Annotated in this window: 17 protein-coding genes; 14 read left to right on the top strand and 3 right to left on the bottom strand. The window is 68.2% G+C overall.

Going from position 1 to position 18,095, the window contains the following annotated elements:
* Positions 1 to 66 precede the first annotated feature (66 nt).
* From paoA to AC07PR_RS28275, 5 genes are all read left to right on the top strand, one after another.
* Entirely contained in the window at positions 67 to 711 is a 645-nt protein-coding gene (paoA, locus tag AC07PR_RS28255) for an aldehyde dehydrogenase iron-sulfur subunit PaoA (RefSeq protein ID WP_495137227.1), read from the top strand.
* Positions 708 to 1,658 carry an FAD binding domain-containing protein gene (locus tag AC07PR_RS28260; RefSeq protein WP_495137228.1) on the top strand — a complete coding sequence of 317 codons (951 nt, stop codon included), beginning with the start codon at positions 708 to 710 and terminating at the stop codon, positions 1,656 to 1,658. The genes paoA and AC07PR_RS28260 overlap by 4 nt, the downstream gene beginning before the upstream one ends.
* Before the next feature lie 3 nt (positions 1,659 to 1,661).
* Entirely contained in the window at positions 1,662 to 3,896 is a 2,235-nt protein-coding gene (gene paoC / locus AC07PR_RS28265) for an aldehyde oxidoreductase molybdenum-binding subunit PaoC (protein ID WP_495137229.1), read from the top strand.
* A gap of 89 nt (positions 3,897 to 3,985) precedes the next feature.
* The gene (locus AC07PR_RS28270; RefSeq protein ID WP_495137230.1) at positions 3,986 to 5,425 is read left to right on the top strand and encodes an MFS transporter; all 1,440 of its coding nucleotides are present in this window, start codon (positions 3,986 to 3,988) and stop codon (positions 5,423 to 5,425) included.
* Positions 5,422 to 6,258 (top strand): (R)-mandelonitrile lyase, encoded by an 837-nt coding sequence (locus tag AC07PR_RS28275; protein WP_495137231.1) that lies wholly within the window; start codon positions 5,422 to 5,424, stop codon positions 6,256 to 6,258. Before AC07PR_RS28270 ends, AC07PR_RS28275 begins: the two co-directional genes overlap by 4 nt.
* Positions 6,259 to 6,269: 11 nt before the next feature.
* Here the strand turns inward: AC07PR_RS28275 and AC07PR_RS28280 are convergent, their stop codons facing one another.
* Both AC07PR_RS28280 and AC07PR_RS28285 read right to left on the bottom strand, forming a co-directional pair.
* Positions 6,270 to 6,422 (bottom strand): hypothetical protein, encoded by a 153-nt coding sequence (locus tag AC07PR_RS28280; protein WP_495137232.1) that lies wholly within the window; start codon positions 6,420 to 6,422, stop codon positions 6,270 to 6,272.
* 28 nt (positions 6,423 to 6,450) lie between these two features.
* Entirely contained in the window at positions 6,451 to 6,894 is a 444-nt protein-coding gene (locus AC07PR_RS28285; RefSeq protein ID WP_495137233.1) for a VOC family protein, read from the bottom strand.
* A gap of 141 nt (positions 6,895 to 7,035) precedes the next feature.
* On the opposite strand from AC07PR_RS28285, the gene AC07PR_RS28290 reads away from it, so the two are divergent.
* The 8 genes from AC07PR_RS28290 to AC07PR_RS28325 all read left to right on the top strand — a co-directional run bounded on the left by AC07PR_RS28290 (position 7,036) and on the right by AC07PR_RS28325 (position 16,266).
* The gene (locus AC07PR_RS28290; RefSeq protein WP_495137234.1) at positions 7,036 to 7,920 is read left to right on the top strand and encodes a LysR family transcriptional regulator; all 885 of its coding nucleotides are present in this window, start codon (positions 7,036 to 7,038) and stop codon (positions 7,918 to 7,920) included.
* Between the two features lie 366 nt (positions 7,921 to 8,286).
* Positions 8,287 to 9,738 (top strand): c-type cytochrome, encoded by a 1,452-nt coding sequence (locus AC07PR_RS28295; RefSeq protein WP_495137235.1) that lies wholly within the window; start codon positions 8,287 to 8,289, stop codon positions 9,736 to 9,738.
* Positions 9,739 to 9,750: 12 nt separating this feature from the next.
* Positions 9,751 to 10,341: a sugar dehydrogenase complex small subunit gene (locus AC07PR_RS28300; protein WP_495137236.1), complete on the top strand. Its 591-nt coding sequence runs from the start codon at positions 9,751 to 9,753 to the stop codon at positions 10,339 to 10,341.
* Positions 10,338 to 11,969 (top strand): GMC family oxidoreductase, encoded by a 1,632-nt coding sequence (locus AC07PR_RS28305; RefSeq protein WP_377157893.1) that lies wholly within the window; start codon positions 10,338 to 10,340, stop codon positions 11,967 to 11,969. The genes AC07PR_RS28300 and AC07PR_RS28305 overlap by 4 nt, the downstream gene beginning before the upstream one ends.
* A 290-nt stretch (positions 11,970 to 12,259) precedes the next feature.
* Positions 12,260 to 14,032 carry a glycoside hydrolase family 16 protein gene (locus AC07PR_RS28310; RefSeq protein ID WP_495137237.1) on the top strand — a complete coding sequence of 591 codons (1,773 nt, stop codon included), beginning with the start codon at positions 12,260 to 12,262 and terminating at the stop codon, positions 14,030 to 14,032.
* 278 nt (positions 14,033 to 14,310) lie between these two features.
* Positions 14,311 to 14,595 carry a BufA2 family periplasmic bufferin-type metallophore gene (gene bufA2 / locus AC07PR_RS28315; protein WP_377157890.1) on the top strand — a complete coding sequence of 95 codons (285 nt, stop codon included), beginning with the start codon at positions 14,311 to 14,313 and terminating at the stop codon, positions 14,593 to 14,595.
* 4 nt (positions 14,596 to 14,599) lie between these two features.
* Positions 14,600 to 15,469, top strand: coding sequence for an MNIO family bufferin maturase (gene bufB / locus AC07PR_RS28320; protein WP_377157888.1), 870 nt, complete (start codon positions 14,600 to 14,602; stop codon positions 15,467 to 15,469).
* Positions 15,466 to 16,266 carry an HvfC/BufC N-terminal domain-containing protein gene (locus tag AC07PR_RS28325; protein ID WP_495137238.1) on the top strand — a complete coding sequence of 267 codons (801 nt, stop codon included), beginning with the start codon at positions 15,466 to 15,468 and terminating at the stop codon, positions 16,264 to 16,266. The genes bufB and AC07PR_RS28325 overlap by 4 nt, the downstream gene beginning before the upstream one ends.
* Before the next feature lie 11 nt (positions 16,267 to 16,277).
* Here the strand turns inward: AC07PR_RS28325 and AC07PR_RS28330 are convergent, their stop codons facing one another.
* On the bottom strand, positions 16,278 to 16,769 hold the full coding sequence (locus tag AC07PR_RS28330) for a cupredoxin domain-containing protein (RefSeq protein ID WP_483108754.1): 492 nt from the start codon (positions 16,767 to 16,769) through the stop codon (positions 16,278 to 16,280).
* Positions 16,770 to 17,068: 299 nt separating this feature from the next.
* On the opposite strand from AC07PR_RS28330, the gene dctP reads away from it, so the two are divergent.
* Positions 17,069 to 18,088: a TRAP transporter substrate-binding protein DctP gene (dctP, locus tag AC07PR_RS28335; protein WP_495137239.1), complete on the top strand. Its 1,020-nt coding sequence runs from the start codon at positions 17,069 to 17,071 to the stop codon at positions 18,086 to 18,088.
* Positions 18,089 to 18,095: the final 7 nt, after the last annotated feature.

Raw genomic sequence — 18,095 nt, forward strand, 5'->3', positions numbered from 1 at the left:
GGCGCGGCCCGACCATCGGATGCCGCCACCGCCCCGCCCCCTCCGAAGCCTGAAAGGAAGCATGACATGGACAACCCCGACTTCTTGCCGATGTCGCGTCGTGAATTGCTGATCGCCGGCGCGGCCAGCGCCGCCGCGGGCGCGGCCCCGGCTGAAGCGAGCGCGCAGACCACGCCGCAGCCGGCGCCGGGCTCGCTGCCCACCTCCACGATCTCGCTGGAGGTCAACGGCAGGCGGCAGACGCTGCGGATCGACAACCGGACCACGCTGCTGGACGCGCTGCGCGAGCACCTGGACCTGCCGGGCACGAAGAAGGGCTGCGACCAGGGCCAGTGCGGCGCCTGCACGGTGCACGTCAACGGGCGTCGCATCGCCTCGTGTCTCACCTTGGCGGTCATGCATCAGCGCGACAGCATCACCACCATCGAGGGACTGGGCACGCCCGAGAAGCTCCATCCGATGCAGGCGGCCTTCATCCGGCATGACGGCTTCCAGTGCGGGTACTGCACGCCGGGGCAGATCTGCGCGGCCGTCGCGATGCTGGACGAGGTCAAGCGCGGCGTGCCGAGCCACGTCACGGAGGACATCACCGTCCAGCCGCTGCTCTCGCCGGCGGAGATGCGTGAGCGAATGAGCGGCAACATCTGTCGATGCGGGGCCTACTCGAACATCGTCGAGGCCATCACAGAAGTCGCGGGAGGCCAGGCATGAAGCCGTTCACCTACGAGATCGCCACGTCCCCGGCGCAAGCCGCGGCGGCGGCGGCCAGCCGGCCAGGCAGCAAGTTCATCGCGGGCGGCACGAACCTGCTGGACCTCATGAAGCTGCAGATCGAGGCACCGCAGCACCTGGTCGACGTCAACGCGCTGGCGATGGACAAGATCGAGCCGACCGCCGACGGAGGACTGCGCATCGGCGCGCTCGTGCGCAACGCCGATCTGGCGACGGACCTGCGCGTGCGTCGGAACTATGGCGTGCTTGCGCGTGCCATCGTTGCCGGCGCGTCGGGCCAGTTGCGCAACATGGCGACGACCGCCGGCAACCTCCTGCAGCGCACCCGGTGCCCGTACTTCTACGACACCAACCTGCCGTGCAACAAGCGCGCGCCGGGGACCGGCTGCTCCGCCATCCCGGGCTTCAGCCGGCAGCACGCCATCGTCGGCGTCAGCGAGCACTGCATCGCCACCCACCCCAGCGACATGGCCATCGCGATGCGCCTGCTCGACGCGACGGTGCAGACGGTGCGCCCCGACGGGGCCACCCGCGTGATCCCGATTGCCGACTTCCACAAGCTGCCTGGCAACACCCCGCACATCGAGAACACGCTGGACGCGGGAGAACTGATCACCGCCGTGACGCTGCCGCCGCCGTTGGGGGGCGTGCATCGATATCACAAGGTCCGTGACCGGGCGTCCTACGCCTTCGCGCTGGTCTCCGTCGCGCTCGTGCAGCAGGCCGACGGGCGAGGGCGCGTGGCCGTGGGTGGCGTGGCGCACAAGCCATGGCGGATCGAAGGCGTCGAGTCGTCCTTGCCCGAAGGCGCGAAGGCCGTGACCGCGAAGCTCCTGGCCGGAGCCTCGACGACGCACGACAACGCGTTCAAGGTCACCCTGGTCGAGCGGACGCTCGCCTCCCTGTTGAATCCAGCCAGGAGCTGAGCCATGAAGTTCGACACTCCCGCCACCAGCAATCCCATCGACCAGCTCAAGGTCGTCGGAAAACCCATCGACCGGATCGACGGCACGCGAAAGACCACGGGCACCGCGCCGTACGCGGGCGAGCGCGCCATGGATGGCGGCCGGCCCGCTTACGGCTGGGTCGTCGGCGCGGCGATCGCCAAGGGTCGGATCAAGTCCCTGGACATGGACGCCGCGCGTCGCGCGCCCGGCGTCATCGCCATCGTCACCGCGCGCTCGGCGGGCCAGCTCGGCAAGGGGACCTACAACACCGCCAAGCTCCTGGGCGGGCCGGAGATCGACCACTACCACCAGGCCGTCGCGCTGGTGGTGGCGGAGACCTTCGAGCAGGCGCGGGCCGGCGCGGCGCTCCTGCGCATCGAGTACGAACGGGCCGAGGGCAGCTTCGAGCTCGCCAAGGCGAAGGCCTCGGCCACGCCGCCGCCCAAGGGCATCACCGGCGGTGCCGCGGATTCGGCGGTCGGCAATTTCCCGGAAGCGTTCGCCGCCGCGCCGGTGCAGCTGGACGCCAGCTACGCCACGCCCGATCTGTCGCACGCGATGATGGAACCGCATGCGACCACGGCCGAGTGGCACGGGGACGAACTCACCGTCTGGACCTCCAATCAGATGGTCGACTGGAGCCGGGGGGATCTCGCGAAGACGCTGGGGATTCCGAAGGAGAAGGTGCGCCTGCTGTCGCCGTTCGTCGGCGGCGGTTTCGGAGGCAAGCTCTTCGTCCGGTCCGACGCGTTGCTGGCCGCGCTCGGGGCCCGCGCGGCGAAGCGGCCGGTGAAGGTGGCGCTGCAGCGCGCGCTCATCATCAACAACACGACGCACCGCCCGGCCACCCTGCAGCGCATCCGGCTCGGCGCGAACCGGGACGGCAAGCTGGTCGCCATCGGCCATGAGAGCTGGTCGGGCGACCTGCCCGGCGGCAAGGCCGACGGCGCGGTCCAGCAGACGCGGGTGCTTTATGCGGCGCCCCACCGCATGACGACCACGCGCCTGGCCACGCTGGATCTTCCGGAAGGCAACGCCATGCGCGCGCCCGGCGAGGCGACCGGGCACATGGCGCTCGAGATCGCGATGGACGAGCTGGCCGAGAAGCTGGGCATGGACCCCGTGACCCTGCGCATCCTCAACGACACGCAGGTGGTGCCCGACTTCACCCGGCCCAAGGAGGACGCGCAGGCGTCCAGGGCGTTCTCGCAGCGACAGCTGGTCGAATGCTTCCGCCTGGGGGCCACGCGTTTCGGCTGGGAGCGCCGCGCGCCGAAGCCGGGGATGACGCGAGAGGGGCGTTGGCTGATCGGCCTCGGCGTCGCCGCCGCCTATCGGGGTGCGCCGGTCGCCAAGTCGGCGGCGCGCGTGCTCCTCGATGCGCGAGGCCGGGTGACGGTCGAGACCGACATGACCGACATCGGCACCGGCAGCTACACCATCATTGCGCAGACCGCCGCGGAGATGATGGGCGTCTCGCTGGCCCAGGTCACGGTGAGGCTGGGCGACTCCCGGTTTCCCGTCTCCGCGGGTTCGGGCGGTCAGTGGGGCGCCACCAGCTCGACGGCCGGCGTCTACGCCGCGTGCGTGAAGCTGCGGGAGTCGGTGGCCGCCAAGGCGGGCATGGATCCGGCCACGGCGACGTTCTCGGACGGCAAGGTCTCGGCGGCGGGCCGCAGCGTCGCCCTGGGCGAGATCGCAGGCACGCAGGGGCTGGTCGCCGAGGATCTGATCGAGTTCGGCGAGCTGTCGCGCAAGACGCAGCAGGGCACCTTCGGCGCCCACTTCGTGGAAGTCGCCGTCGATGCCTTCACCGGCGAGGTGCGTGTCCGTCGCATGCTGGCGGTCTGCGCCGCGGGTCGGATCCTCAATCCGAAGTCGGCACGGAACCAGGTCATCGGCGCGATGACCATGGGCGTCGGGGCGGCGCTGATGGAGGACCTCGCGGTCGATGCGCATCACGGCCTCTTCGTGAACCACGACCTGGCCGGCTACGAAGTGCCGGTGCATGCCGACATCCCGCACCAGGACGTGGTGTTCCTCGACGAGGTGGATCCGCTGTCCTCGCCGATGAAGGCGAAAGGGGTGGGCGAGCTGGGCCTGTGCGGCGTCAGCGCCGCCGTCGCCAACGCGATCCATCACGCCACGGGCGTGCGCGTGCGGGACTACCCCATCACCGTCGACAAGCTGCTGGCGGCGCTCCCCGCCGTGACCTGAACGGAGCCGCCCGGCGCGTCGTCGCCGGGCGCTCCTCCATGGGCGGGACCGGCCTCGGCATGAGGCCCGCCTGCCCGCGAACGATCCTCATGACCGAACAACCTCCGTCTTCGGCGCATCCCAACGCGGTGCTCGCCATCATCGTCGCCAGCTACCTGATGATCGTGGTGGACATCTCCATCGTCATCACGGGGCTGCCGAAGATCCAGTCCTCGCTGGGCTTCACGGCCGCACAGCTGTCGTGGGTCCAGAACGCCTACACGCTGTCCTTCGGTGGCTGGCTGCTGCTCGGTGCCCGCGCGGGCGACCTGCTGGGGCGCCGCCGCATGTTCATCGTCGGGCTGGGCGTGTTCACCGCGGCCTCGGTGGTGATCGGCCTGGCACCGAGCGCCGGCATCCTGCTCGCGGCGCGAGCGGTGCAAGGTTTCGGTGCCGCGGTGCTGGCGCCGTCGACGCTCGCGCTGTTGTCCACCCATTTCGCCGAAGGCCCGGCGCGCACGCGCGCGCTGGCGCTCTACGCCGCGGCGGCCGGTGCGGGAGCGACGCTGGGCCTGGTGCTGGGCGGCCTGTTCGCCGACCTGGTGTCCTGGCGAGCCGGCTTCTTCATCAACCTGCCCATCGGCCTGGTGCTGATCGTGGCGGCGCGGCGGTCCATCGCGGAGACCCCGCGTCACACCGGCCAGCTCGATGTGGCGGGCGCCGTGGTCTCCACGGTCGGCATGGCCTCGCTGGTCTACGGGCTGGTCCACGCGGCGGAGTCGGGATGGACCGATGTCCAGACCATCGTCAGCCTGGTGCTGGGTGTCGCGATGGTGGCGGCCTTCATTGCGATCGAGCGCCACGCGAAGCAGCCCATCCTGCCCATGCGCCTCCTGGCGAGCCGCCAGCGCAGCGGGGCCTACCTGGCGCGCATGCTGTTCCTCGGTGGCGCGGTCGGATTCTGGTTCTTCACGACGCAGTTCCTGCAGCAGGTGCTGCATCTGCGTCCACTGGAGGCGGGCCTGGCCTTCCTCCCGGTCACGCTGCCCAACCTGGCCTCGGCGATGGCCATCCCGCGCCTGACCCGGCGATACGGCGCCGGAACCCTGCTGTTGATCGGCTTGTCGCTGGGCGTGGTGGGCATGGGGTGGCTGGGTCGCGCCGGGGCCTCCGCGGCCTACTGGATCGACGTCGCGCCGCCGATGGTGCTCATCGGCCTGGGACAGGGGCTGCTCCTCGCGCCGCTGACGTCGGCGGGCGTGGCGGGCGTCGCGCCGCATGACGCGGGGGCCGCGTCCGGACTGGTCAATGTCGCCCACCAACTGGGCGGCTCGCTGGGGCTGGGGCTCCTGGTCGTCGTCTTCACTGCGACGTCCAGCGATCCGAGCCTGTCCGAAATCATTCTTGCCAGGCGCATCTCCGCGGTGCTGGACGTGGGCGCGCTGCTGATGCTCCTGGCCCTGGCCGTTTCCTGGTTCTGCATCGCCAGGCCGCAACGCCTCGCGCGCGTGGCGCCGCAGACCGCAACACCTCAGAAGGACCGTTCATGAAAAACACCCTGGCTTCACTCAGCCTGAGCTGCGCCGCCGCGATGGCCGGCGCCGCGACCGGCGGCGACGCGACCGTTGCGACGGTGACGGTCAAGAGCGCCAACAGCGCCCCGGCGGTCCCCGGACCGGAGGCGTACTTCAGCGGCAAGGTGCGCGTGAGCACACCGTTCCAGTCGGAGGGCCCCGGCGCCGCCAGCGGCGCCACGGTGACCTTCGACGCAGGCGCCCGGACGGCCTGGCATACGCATCCTCACGGTCAGGTGCTGGTGGTGACCGCCGGCGTCGGACTGGTGCAGCAGGAAGGGCAGCCCGCCCTGGCGATCCGTCAGGGGGACGTGGTGAACATTCCTCCGGGTGCCCGCCATTGGCACGGCGCCAGTCCCGACGCGGCGATGACCCACATCGCGATGGCGGAGAAGGAGGCGGGCAGCGTCGTCACCTGGCAGGACAAGCTGGACGACAACGCGTACGCCGCGGCGGCGGCACAGGCCGGGCTGCGCGCATCGGTTGCACCTTCGGGGCCGAGTCGCGCGCAGCAGCTGATGGGGGACGTCGCCCCGAAGCTCGCCGAGCTGACGGACCAGGTGCTGTTCGGCGACGTGTGGGCGCGGCCCGGCCTGTCCCGGCGCGACCGGAGCCTCGCCACGATCAGCGCATTGATCGCGCTGAACCGGCCCGACCAGTTGAAGTCTCACCTGGCGCTGGGTCTGCAGAACGGGTTGACACGCGAGGAACTGGTGGAGGTCATGACGCAGATGGCGTTCTACGCCGGCTGGCCCAACGCCATCAACGCTGTCGGGGTGGCCCGCTCTGTTTTCGAAGAGAGCCGCTGAACCGGGACGGATCACGTCTTCGATGTTCCTCGAGCGAAGATCGTCGCCTGTTCATTGAAGGCGGGTCTCATCAGATGGCCATCGGCTTGCTTGCCACCTTCGTTGTAGTGGTTCAGCACATCGACGATGGCTTGATAGTCCTGGACGTAGGTCGGCTTGTTCATGGGTCGCTCCGTTCGTTGCATGCGTCAGTCACTTCGCGAACAGACGATGGATGTCGCTGAACGCCTTGATCTCCAGCGCATTGCCAGACGGATCCAGGAAGAACATCGTGGCCTGCTCGCCGGGCTCACCCTTGAAGCGGATGTAGGGCTCGATGAGGAAGTCGACGCCCTTGCCGGTCAGGCGCTGCGCCGCGAGCTCCCATTGCGCCATGGGCAGCACGATGCCGAAGTGGCGCACCGGGACACCGTGACCGTCCACTGCATTGCGCTGGGCCATGCCGGCTTCTTCCGGGGCCAGGTGGGCCACGATCTGATGGCCGTAGAAGTTGAAGTCCACCCAGTCCGATGCGCTGCGGCCTTCCGGGCAACCCAGCACCTCGCCGTAGAAGGCGCGGGCGGCCGCGATGTCGTTCACCGGGAAGGCGACGTGGAAGGGGGACAGCGGACCGGGATTCGTGGTGACGGCTTGCATGGGCTTGCTCGTTGGCGGTGATGACAATGCCAATGCTAGGCAGGGCAAAAGAAAAGACAATCAATGAATATGAGGTCTTGGCATAAAGGAAATTGATCTATTCGCCGCCGGGACGTCGACACATGAACCGGGGAACTGATCATGATCAGAGAGCTGAAGACGTTGATCGCGGTGGCCCAGGAAGGCACGTTTGCCGCAGCGGGGGACCGCATCGGCTTGACACAGGCTGCCGTGAGTTCGCAGATGCAGCGCCTGGAGGATGAAATCGGAGGGCCGCTGTTCGATCGGACGGGGCGGTCCGCCCGACTGAACGCCCGCGGCCTGCGCACGCTCCAACAGGCACACGAGATCCTCAAGCTCTATGCCTCGCTCGGAAGCGAGGAGCCGGCGCCCGGCGAGACCTTGCTGATCACCCTCGGCGCCATCGCCTCCGCACAGCGCCTGCTCCTGCCTGATGCACTGGTGAGCTTCCATCGGGAGCACGCCGGTTGCCGGACTCGCGTACTGCCTGGGCTCTCCATGGATCTGCTCAACGCCGTCGACGCGGGTGACATCGAGCTTGGGATCACCATTCGTCCTCCCCACTCGCTGCCCAGCGACTTGCGATGGACACCGTTGGCGAGCGAGCCCTATCGGCTCCTTGTTCCGCGGCATGTCGAGGGCAACGACTGGGTCGAGGTCCTGTCCACCCAACCCTTCATCCGGTATGACCGCACTTCCTATGGCGGCCGGCAGGTCGACCGATTCCTGCGCTCGACGCATATCGCCGTCAAGGATCTCTGCGAACTTGATGAACTGGAGGCGCTTGTTCGACTGGTCGGGCGCGGTCTTGGGGTGGCGCTGGTGCCGCAAACTGCAGTCCATCGACGCTGGCCAGCGTCAGTGCGTGCGATCGACCTCGAGGGCCACACCTTCCATCGAGACATCGGCATGGCACACAGGGCCCGGCACAGCCTGTCGCCCGCCGTGCAGCGCCTCATCGAACTCGTCGCGGAACGATACGTGACGGCGGCCTCGGGCGCCTGACGCGTCCGACGGGCTTCGCGAAAGGGGGCAACGCGGACAGGGGCCGCAAGCCAGGCGCTCGTCGCCTGTGGGCATGCCTCCTTGAGACACGACCTGGCACCACCTGGCACCACCTGGCACGACCTGGCACGACCTGGCACGACCTGGCACCCTCCCGGCGCACCACGCCCCGAAATGGAAAATCCGTGCGAGCAGAGGCTCGTGCCGACGCGCCGGTGCGACTGCCGCTCGTCCTCTTCGCTTTGGTGAACTCATTCGTATGCAAAATCCGTCGATCTGAATTGGTACCGGTACCAATCCTGTAGACATGGGGCATCGATGAGGCATCGCTCGCCCCCGCACGAACAACGGACAGGGGTCGAACGGATGAATTTCACGAGGTGGATACCGCGTGGCGCAGCGGCGCTCTCGCTCTCGATGCTGGCCTTGTGCGCCTGCCCGGGGTTGGCGCTGGCGGAGCAGCCGGCGGTCGACGCGGCGCTCATTGCGCGCGGCAGGCAGCTGGCCATCGCGGCCGACTGCGCGGCCTGCCACACCACGCCCAAGGGTGGCGCGCCCTTCGCCGGCGGCTATCGGATCGAGTCGCCGATGGGCGCCATCGTCGCGACCAACATCACGCCGTCGACGACGCACGGCATCGGCGGGTACACGCTGCTCGAGTTCCAGCGCGCGCTGCGTCAGGGCGTGCGTCGCGACGGCGGCCGTCTCTACCCGGCGATGCCCTACACCGCGTACACGCAGCTGTCCGATGCCGACACCGCCGCGCTCTACGCGTACTTCATGCACGAGGTGAAGCCGGTGGACCAGCCGGTGGCCGAGACAGAGCTGCCGTTCCCGTTCAGCGTGCGGGCCTCGATGGCGGTGTGGAACGCGCTGTTCCTGAAGGACGAGCGCTTCACGCCTGACCCCGCGAAGTCGGAGCCGGTGAATCGCGGCGCCTATCTGGCCAACGCGCTCGCGCACTGCAGCACCTGTCACACGCCGCGCAACACGCTGATGGCCGAGGAACTGGGCAAGCCCTTCCTGTCCGGCGCCAACGTCGGCCCCTGGTTCGCGCCGAACATCACCTCGGACCCGGTGCACGGCATCGGCGGATGGAGCGAGGACGAGCTGGTGCAGTACCTGCGGACCGGTCAGGTCCACGGCAAGGCGCAAGCGGCCGGCCCGATGGCCGAGGCGATCGAGCACAGCCTGCAGCACCTGCCCGAATCGGACCTGCGCGCCATCGTGGCCTATCTGAAGCAGACGCCGGCAGTGGCCGGCGCCGCCGCGCAGGCGGGCGGGAAGGCGCGCCACGCGTTCGGCGAGGCGTCCCGCGATGAAGTCGCGCTGCGCGGTCTCCAGCAGGTCGATCCCGGCTGGCGGGTCTTCAGCGCCAGCTGCGCGCACTGTCATCAGGAGAACGGAACCGGGACCTCGAACGGCGAGTACCCCTCGCTGTTCCACAACAGCGCCACGGGCGGCGATCGCGCCGACAACCTCATCGCCACCATCCTGCACGGCGTGGACCGCACCGTCGCCGGCAAGCCGCATTTCATGCCGGCCTTCGGCGATGCCGCGTCCTTCACCGATCGCCTCGGCGATCAGGAGATCGCCGACCTCGCCAACTACGTGCTGAGCCGCTACGGCAATGCCGCAGTGAAGGTCGGCGTCGAGGACGTCCGTGTCGCCCGCGCCGGCGGCCCCAAGCCTTTCCTCGCGAAGGCGCAGCCCTTCATGGTGCCGGGCGGCGTGCTGGTGCTGCTGGTGCTGATCGTCCTCGTGCTGCGTCGCCGACGCCGTGTGCAACGCGCCCGGCGACTGCGCGGCGCCTTTTGAACGGAGTCCTCCATGACCCATGAACACGATCCCTCGCCGGCGCTGAACCCGTCACTCTCGCGGCGCAGCCTGCTGGAAATGGCCTCGCTGGCCGGCACCGCGCTGGCCCTGGGCGGCGCGGGCCTGCTGGCCGCGCGCGAAGGCCTCGCCGCCGGCGCGGCGCCCGCCGCGCTGCCGGCCCCCGACTTCCTGCGGCTCTCCGTCTTCCTGACCGGCGGCAAGCCGCTCGACGCGACGCTGGCCGGCCGCTACCAGGCGGCGCTGGCCAGGCGCGATCCGCAGTTCGACGACAGCGCCCGGGCGCTCCTCGCGGTGATGTCGACGAGCCAGGCCGCGAGCGTCGAGCAACTGCTCGACGCGCCGGAGCTCCAGGACACGCTGCGCGCGCTGACCACGCGCATCGTCTCCGCCTGGTACCTGGGCATCGTCGGCCAGGACGCCGACGCCGAGCTGATCAGCTACGCCGAGGCGCTGATGTACCGCCCGACCCAGGACGTCCTCGTGGTGCCGACCTACGGCGCCGGCCCCGACTCCTGGGGCGACAAGCCGGGCGTGACCCCGCCTGTGACCCCGGCCGCCACCAACGAACGCAAGACCGCATGAGCACACAGTACGACGCCGACCTGATCGTCATCGGGTCCGGAGTGATGGGCGGGCTGATCGCCAGCCGCGTCGCCAAGGCGGGCAAGTCCGTCATCATTCTCGAAGCCGGTCCGCGCGTGCGCCGCGCCGACATCGTGGAGACCTTCCGCAACTCGCCGGTGAAGCTCTCGCTGGCCAACATGAAGCTGCAGGGCGCGGGGTCCCCGTTCCCGAATCCGCCGCACATCCCGTCGACCTATGGCGACTACCTGCGCCAGACCGGGCCGGTCTCCTATCCGACCAAGTACCTGCGCGTGGTCGGGGGCACGACCTGGCACTTCGGCTCCGCGCTGTGGCGGATGATCCCGAACGACTTCAAGCTCAAGACGCTCTACGGCCGCGGCCGCGACTGGCCCATCGGCTACGACGAGCTCGAGCCCTACTACTGCCAGGCGGAAGCGGAGCTGGGCGTGTCCGGCGTCGACGGCCAGGACGAGAGCGGCCACGGCGGCGAGGCCAGTCCGCCGCGCTCGCAGCCCTTCCCGATGAAGCCGCTCAACGAGCCCTACTTCATGAAGCGGGTGGCGGAGATGCTCAAGCCCGGCGGCTACCACCCGGTGATCGAGCCGCACGGCCGCGCGTCGCGTCCCTACGGCAACCGGCCGGTCTGCGCCGGCAACAACAACTGCAATCCGGTCTGCCCGATCGGCGCGAAGTACGACGGCTCGATGCACATCGACGTCGCGGAACGCGCGGGCGCGAAGCTGCTCGACAACGCGGTGGCCTATCGCATCGAGGCAGGCCCCGACGGCAAGATCACGCGCGTCCACTACAAGAAGCCGGACGGCAGCTCGCACGCACTGACGGCGCGTCACTTCGTGCTGGCCGCCTACGCGATCGAAGGGCCGAAGCTGCTGCTGATGTCGACCTCGGAGAAGTACCCGAACGGCATCGCCAATTCCTCCGACCAGGTGGGCCGCAACCTGATGGGCCACACCGGCATCAGCATGAACATCATGATGAACGAGGACGTGTGGCCGGGGCAGGGCCCGACGGAGTTGCTGGTCTATCTGAACTACCGTGACGGACCGTTCCGCAAGGACATCCCCAGCTACAAGACCAAGTTCCGCAACACGGTGACGACGCAGCAGATCGCGTCGGAGCTGCTGGCCAAGGGCGTGATGGGCGCCAAGCTGGACGAGGAGATCCGCAAGCGCTCGGCGCGCTCGCTGAACGTGGCGGTGGACTTCGAGACCGAGGCGCAGCCGCAGAACCGCATCGTCCCGAGCAAGACGCACAAGGACGCCATCGGCATCCCGGTGCCGGAGATCTACTACAGCGTCAACGACTACTGGAACGCGGGCCGCGACTTCGCGGTCAAGGACCTGGAGCGCATGGCCAAGCTGATGGAAGCGGACGTCCTGAAGGTGGACACCAAGCATCAGGACCGCCAGCACATCATGGGCACGACGCTGATGGGCGACGATCCGAAGGATTCGGTGGTGGATCGCGACTGCCGCACGCATGACCATCCCAACTTCTTCATCGCGGGGACGGGCGTGATGCCGTCGGCCTCGTGCATGAACCCGACGCTGACCGGTGCGGCCTTGAGCCTGCGCATCGCGGACACGCTGCTGAAGGAGATCTGATCGGCGGCGTGACGTCCGTCGACGACCGAGGCGGCCGGTGAGCGTGCGCCCCTGATCATTTCGGACCTCTGGCAGAGGCTGGATGCGGGGCGCTGCGCTCGACGGGCACTTTCAAGCCGTTGCAATCCAAAACCCCAAAATTATGAAAGCGCTTTCAGAATCCGCGTTTCTTGCCTAGGATGGTTGGCGCAGGAGAAAAGTCGCGGACCTGGACCAGCGTCGCAGAGCGCTGGCCGGACCGTGCCGATCGGTGCCCTCCCGCACACCATCGACACCTCTTGGAGACATGAATGGGATTGCAGAACCGCTTCGACGCGCAGGGGATCCTGCGCGCTACCGCCTTGGGCTTGTTGGTCACTGCCGCCGCGCAGGCCGACGCCAGCGTGACCAACCCGACCATCGGTCGCCTGTTGTGGTCCGAGGAATTCAACGGCGCCTCGTTGAACACCGGGCTCTGGACGGCGTACGACGGCAACGGCTGCCAGATCAATCTCTGCGGCTACGGCAATGCGGAGCTCGAGTACTACAGCCCGAACAACCTCTCCATCGCCGACGTGCCGTTTGAAGCCGGCACGCGGGCGCTGGCGATCCGGGCGCTGAGGCAGACCGTCGGCAGCAATGAGTTCACCTCGGGGAAGATCGATTCCTTCAACAAGGTGCAGGTCAAGTACGGAATGATCGAGATCCGCATGGCGACGCCGCAGCTGCAGACGGGTCTGTGGCCGGCGGCGTGGCTGCTGGGCACCAGCCCGCAGGCATGGCCGCGCAAGGGCGAGATCGACATCGCCGAGCTCGGCCACAAGTCCTCGGCCTGGGCCGCCGCGGGCGCGCCGGGGCCGGACTACTTCGTCGGCGCCAACGTGATCACCTTCGCGGAAGCCGCGTGTGTGCCGGGCAATGAATCGTGCGCGGCGTCGACGGCGTGGCAGACGAAGAATTGGTACAAGCCGACGACCTCGTTCGCGAACCGCTTCGTCAAGTACCGCTTCTATTGGACGGAAAGCCAGATGCGGTTCACCGTCGTCGACAACGACGGCGAGCACGACATGTACGACCAGCCGCTGCCGGTGAACACGGAGGCCTTGCGCGCGCCGTTCTACTTCCTGCTGAACCTGGCGGTGGGCGGCAACTTCACCGACGCGGCGAATCCCTCGCAGGTGACGGCGCCGCTGCCGGGCACGATGTACGTGGACTACGTCCGCGTGTACGAGCTCGACGGCAAGGGCGAGGTGAAGCTGGGCAACCAGACCGTGCCGGAGGCGGCGGGCAAGTTCGGCGTGTTCACCGACAACACGACGATCAGCAACAAGCTGGTGGCGGGCACCACGTCCGACATCTTCCTGTGGAACGGCGCGTCGACCGGCGCGGGCAACATCCAGCCGGCCGAGGGCATCAACGTCATCGCGTGGAGCTACAACACGCCGGGGCAGTGGTTCGGCGGCGGCATCCAGGCACGTCAGTTGCGTGACCTGACGAACTACCGCAACGGGAACCTGAAGTTCCGCATCAAGATCCCGGCGAACGTGTCGTTCAACATCGGCATCGGCGATACCTACACCAACCAGAACTGGGTGAACTTCCCGGCGAACACGACGGCCTTCGGCCTGGTGCGCAATGGGGAATGGGCGACGGCGACGGTGCCGATCTCGACGCTGATCGGACCGAAGGTCGCGCTGCAGTCGATCGCGGACATCTTCATGTTCTCGGGCGACAACACCAAGCTGCCGACGCAGGCGTTCCAGTTCGCGATCGACGACGTGTACTGGGATACGGGAACGACGACGCCGACAGACCCGACGACGCCGACCACGCCCGACGGCATCACGCAGCCGACGGCGACCACGGTGAAGTTCTCGCAGGCGACGGGCACCTGGGCCGACGTGCATTACACGGTCAACGGCGGTGGCCAGTTGAACGTGCGCATGCTCAAGGAAGGCAGCGGGAATGCGTACACGGTGTCCGGTCTGAAGAAGGGCGACATCGTGCGCTTCAACTTCACGTACTGGGACCCGGCGCGCAATGGCGCGTATGACACGGCGCAGCAGAGCTATACGTTGAAGTGAACGTTGGAACGGGGCGCTTCGGAACTCTCCGAGGCGTTCCCTTCGACAGAGGTCTGTCGCAAAGCCGCCTTCGGGCGGCTTTGTCATTGGGCCTGCGACGCCTGGATGTCGACCTGCTTCAGCGGCCACGGTCGACGGCGATCGGTCGTGGGGACGGCGCGGCGAAGAAAATTTCCCGGGCGCTGTAACCTCAGCGGCGGCTACTCCGAATAGAAGGGTACGGAACGCGCAGGAGCGCTCCGCTTCATCCACCTGAACCTTCTTACGGAGTGCACCCCATGATCAGCAAGACCCAATCCGCCGCCCTGGCCGCCGCCGCCGCCCTGTTCGCCCTGTCCGTCCAGGCGGCCCCTGCTCCGCAGGGCAGCAGCGGCCTGGCCGTGGCCGCCAGCGACAAGGTGCATTGCTACGGCGTGCACGAGTGCAAGGGCAACGCGGACTGCAAGACCACGGAGAACGCCTGCAAGGGCCAGAACGCCTGCAAGGGGCACAGCTTCAAGGGCATGAGCGCGGCGTCGTGCCTGAGCGCAGGCGGCACGATCGGCGATCTGGCCGCGAAGTAAGCCCATGAGGCCCGGCCCCGCATCGCGCGTCGCGCAGCCGAGCCCGGGCTTCGGCCTGGGGCTGCGCAGCACGCACTATCGAGAGTTCCTCGAGCGGCCCCAGCCGGTCGACTGGCTGGAGGTGATCTCGGAGAACTACCTCGTGCCCGGCGGCAAGCCCCTGGCCATGCTGGACGGCATCCGCGCGAAGGTTCCGATGGTGATGCATGGGGTCTCGATGAACCTGGGCGCCGTGGCGGGTCTGGATGCGGACTACTTGCGGCAGCTGGCGTCGCTGGCCCGTCGCGTCGAGCCGCTCTGGGTCTCCGATCACCTGTGCTGGACCGGCGTTCACGGTCGCCATCTGCACGACCTCCTCCCCTTGCCCTACACGGACGAGGCGCTGCGGGTGGTGGTGCGCAACATCGGTCAGGCGCAGGAAGCGCTGGGCCGCCGGCTGGTGGTCGAGAACGTCTCCAGTTATCTCGACTACGCGGACTCCAGCCTGACCGAGGCGCAGTTCGTGGCCGAGGTCGCGCGACGGGCCGACTGCCTGCTGCTGGTCGATGTGAACAACATCCATGTGAGCGCCGTGAACCACGGATTCGATGCGCTCGCCTACCTCGATGCGTTGCCCGCCGATCGCGTGCAGCAGATCCACGTCGCCGGCCACAGCGACCACGGCGATCATCTGATCGACACGCATGACCAGCCGGTCGCCGAGCCGGTCTGGCAGCTGTACGCCGAGGCGCTCCGAAGATTCGGCCCGGTGGCGACGATGATCGAACGGGACGACCACATTCCGCCGCTGTCGGAGCTGCTGGAGGAACTCGATCAGGCCCGCGTGATCACCGCGACCACCTGGCCCGGCGACGCCGGAAGGAAGGCCGCATGAACACCGTCGGGCAGCCCCTTCGCCCCCATCGGCCCCTTCAGCTCCTGGACCTGCAGCAGTCGCTGCAGGCCTACCTGATCGGGCAACCCAGTCAGATCGAAACGAAACTGCGTCGGGGTCCCGGCATCGCCGCGGAGCGACGCCTGTCCATCTACCACCATGCCTATCGCGCGCGGCTGCATGACACGCTGGCGGACAGCCACGGGCATACGCTGCGCTACCTCGGCGACGACTGGTTCGAGCGCGAGGCGCTGGCCTTCGTCGAGGTCCACGGCTCGCAGCACTTCAGTCTGCGCTGGTATGGCGCGGACTTCGCCGACTGGCTCCGGCAACGATGGCCGGATGACGGAGAGATCGCCGAACTGGCCGCGTTGGACTGGTCGCTGCGCAGCGCCTTCGATGCCGCCGATGCGCCGACGCTCACGATGGCCGACTTGGCGTCGCTGGCGCCCGAGGACTGGGCGGGCCTGCGACTCCAGCTGCCGCCCAGCTACGCGCGCCTGAAGCAATCCTTCAACACGCTGGCGCTGTGGCAGGCGCTCGACGGCGACGAGACGCCGCCGGCCGCGCAGCCGCTGACGGCGCCGCTGGACCTGCTGATCTGGCGGCGCGGCCATTCACCGCACTTCAGAAGCCTGGGGCCGCTCGAGGCTCAGGCGCTGGATGCGCTGGCCTCGGGTCGCACCTTCGCCGAAACGTGTGCGGACCTGGCCGAGGCCCAACCGGAACTGAACGTCGTGGCCGAGCTGGGCACGCTGCTCCGTCGCTGGGTGGACGAGGAGTTCCTCGTCCGCTGAGCCGTGTCGGCTCATTTCACGACCAACTGGCCGACCATGCCCGCTTCGAAGTGACCCGGCAGGAGGCACGCGAACTGGAACTCGCCGGCCTGGGTGAACTGCCAGACGATCTCGCCGGCCGTGCCGGGTTTGACGTGAGCCATGTTGGCGTCGGCGTGCTCCATGCCCGGGAACCTGCGCATCAGCGCAGCGTGCTCGGCCAGGGCCTGGCGGGTGCCGAGGACCATCTCGTGCAACACCTGACCCCCGTTGCGGACCACGAACCGGACGGTTTCGCCGCGCTTGACGGTGAGACTCGCCGGCGTGAAGCGCATGGTGTCGGCCATGTCGACCTGGATGGTGCGCGTGACCCGCTTCGGATTGCCCTCCTGGCCGAAGTCGGTGACCTCCACCTGGGCGGGATCGAACTTGCGCGGCGTGGCGTGGTCTTCGTTGCCGTGGGCGACAGCGACAGAGGTGGCGGCGATCAACGCGGCCAGCGTCAACAGAGGTGATGTCTTCAAGGGGCTCTCCTTCTCATCGGGCAGGAAGCTCGTCGCCGGCACCGAGATGGCCGCGAACGAGCTTGCGCGGATGCTGGACCTTGCCACTGTGGCAAGGTCAAGCGAGACGTGCGCTCGACCTTGTCGGCAGTTGGCAGGTGAAGCTTCCTCTCTGGGTGGGGGGCCGTCAGGGCCTCAGGGTTAGCCCGCGATCCTTCCGTCGGAGGTAAAGGTCGCAACGCCAGGTTGATTGATCGGGTCGGGGGCGGCTTTGACACTCCGCCCGCATACCGCCACCCATGGCGGACCTGGAGACAAGCATGACCCTGACTCGACGCCAGTTGATGGGTGCCGCCGCCGGCACTGCCGCAGCCGTCTGGCTGCCCACCGCGCACGCGCAAGCGAGCGCGCTGAAGATCTCCCACCAGTTCCCCAGCGGCACGCTGACCGAAGGCGACTTCCGCGACCGGCTGTGCCGTCGTTTCGCCGCCGAGGTGGAGAAACGCTCGGGCGGTGCGCTCAAGGCGGCGGTCTATCCGGGCTCGTCGCTGATGAAGACCAACGCCCAGTTCTCGGCCCTGCGCAAGGGCGCGCTGGACATGAGCCTGGTGCCGCTGTCCTATGCCGGCGGCGAGGTCGCCGAGACCAATGCCGGTCTGATGCCTGCGCTGGTGCCCAGCTACGAGCAAGGCGCGGCCTGGAAGACGGCGGAGGTCGGCAAGCTGCTGTCCAAGGTGCTGGACGACAAGGGCGTGATGATCGTCAGCTGGGTCTGGCAGGCGGGCGGCGTGGCCAGCCGCGCACGGCCGCTGGTGACGCCGGACGATGCCAAGGGCCTGAAGGTGCGCGGCGGCAGCCGCGAGATGGACATGATGCTGAAGCAGGCCGGCGCGTCGGTCATCACGCTGCCGTCCAACGAGATCTACGCGGCCATGCAGACCGGCGCGATGGACGCGGCGATGACCTCGTCCACCAGCTTCATCTCCTTCAAGCTGGAGGAGATCGCCAAGCACCTGACCTCGGGCCGGGAGCGCACCTACTGGTTCATGCTGGAGCCGCTGATGATCTCCAAGGAGGTCTTCAACAAGCTGCCCAAGGCGCAGCAGGACATCGTCATGGGCGTCGGCGCCGAGATGGAAGTCTTCGCCCGCGAGGCCGCGAAGGCCGATGACAAGGCCGCGGCCGCGATCTATGCGAAGGCCGGCGCCAAGGTCTACGACATGGACGAGGCGACGCTGAAGAAGTGGCAGGCCATCGCGCGCGATACGGCGTGGAAGGACTTCGCCGAGAAGAACGAGTCCTGCGCCGGCATCCTCAAGGCCGCCCAGAAGCTGCTGTGAGATCGCG

Source organism: Roseateles sp. GW821-FHT09H11, assembly GCF_059415845.1.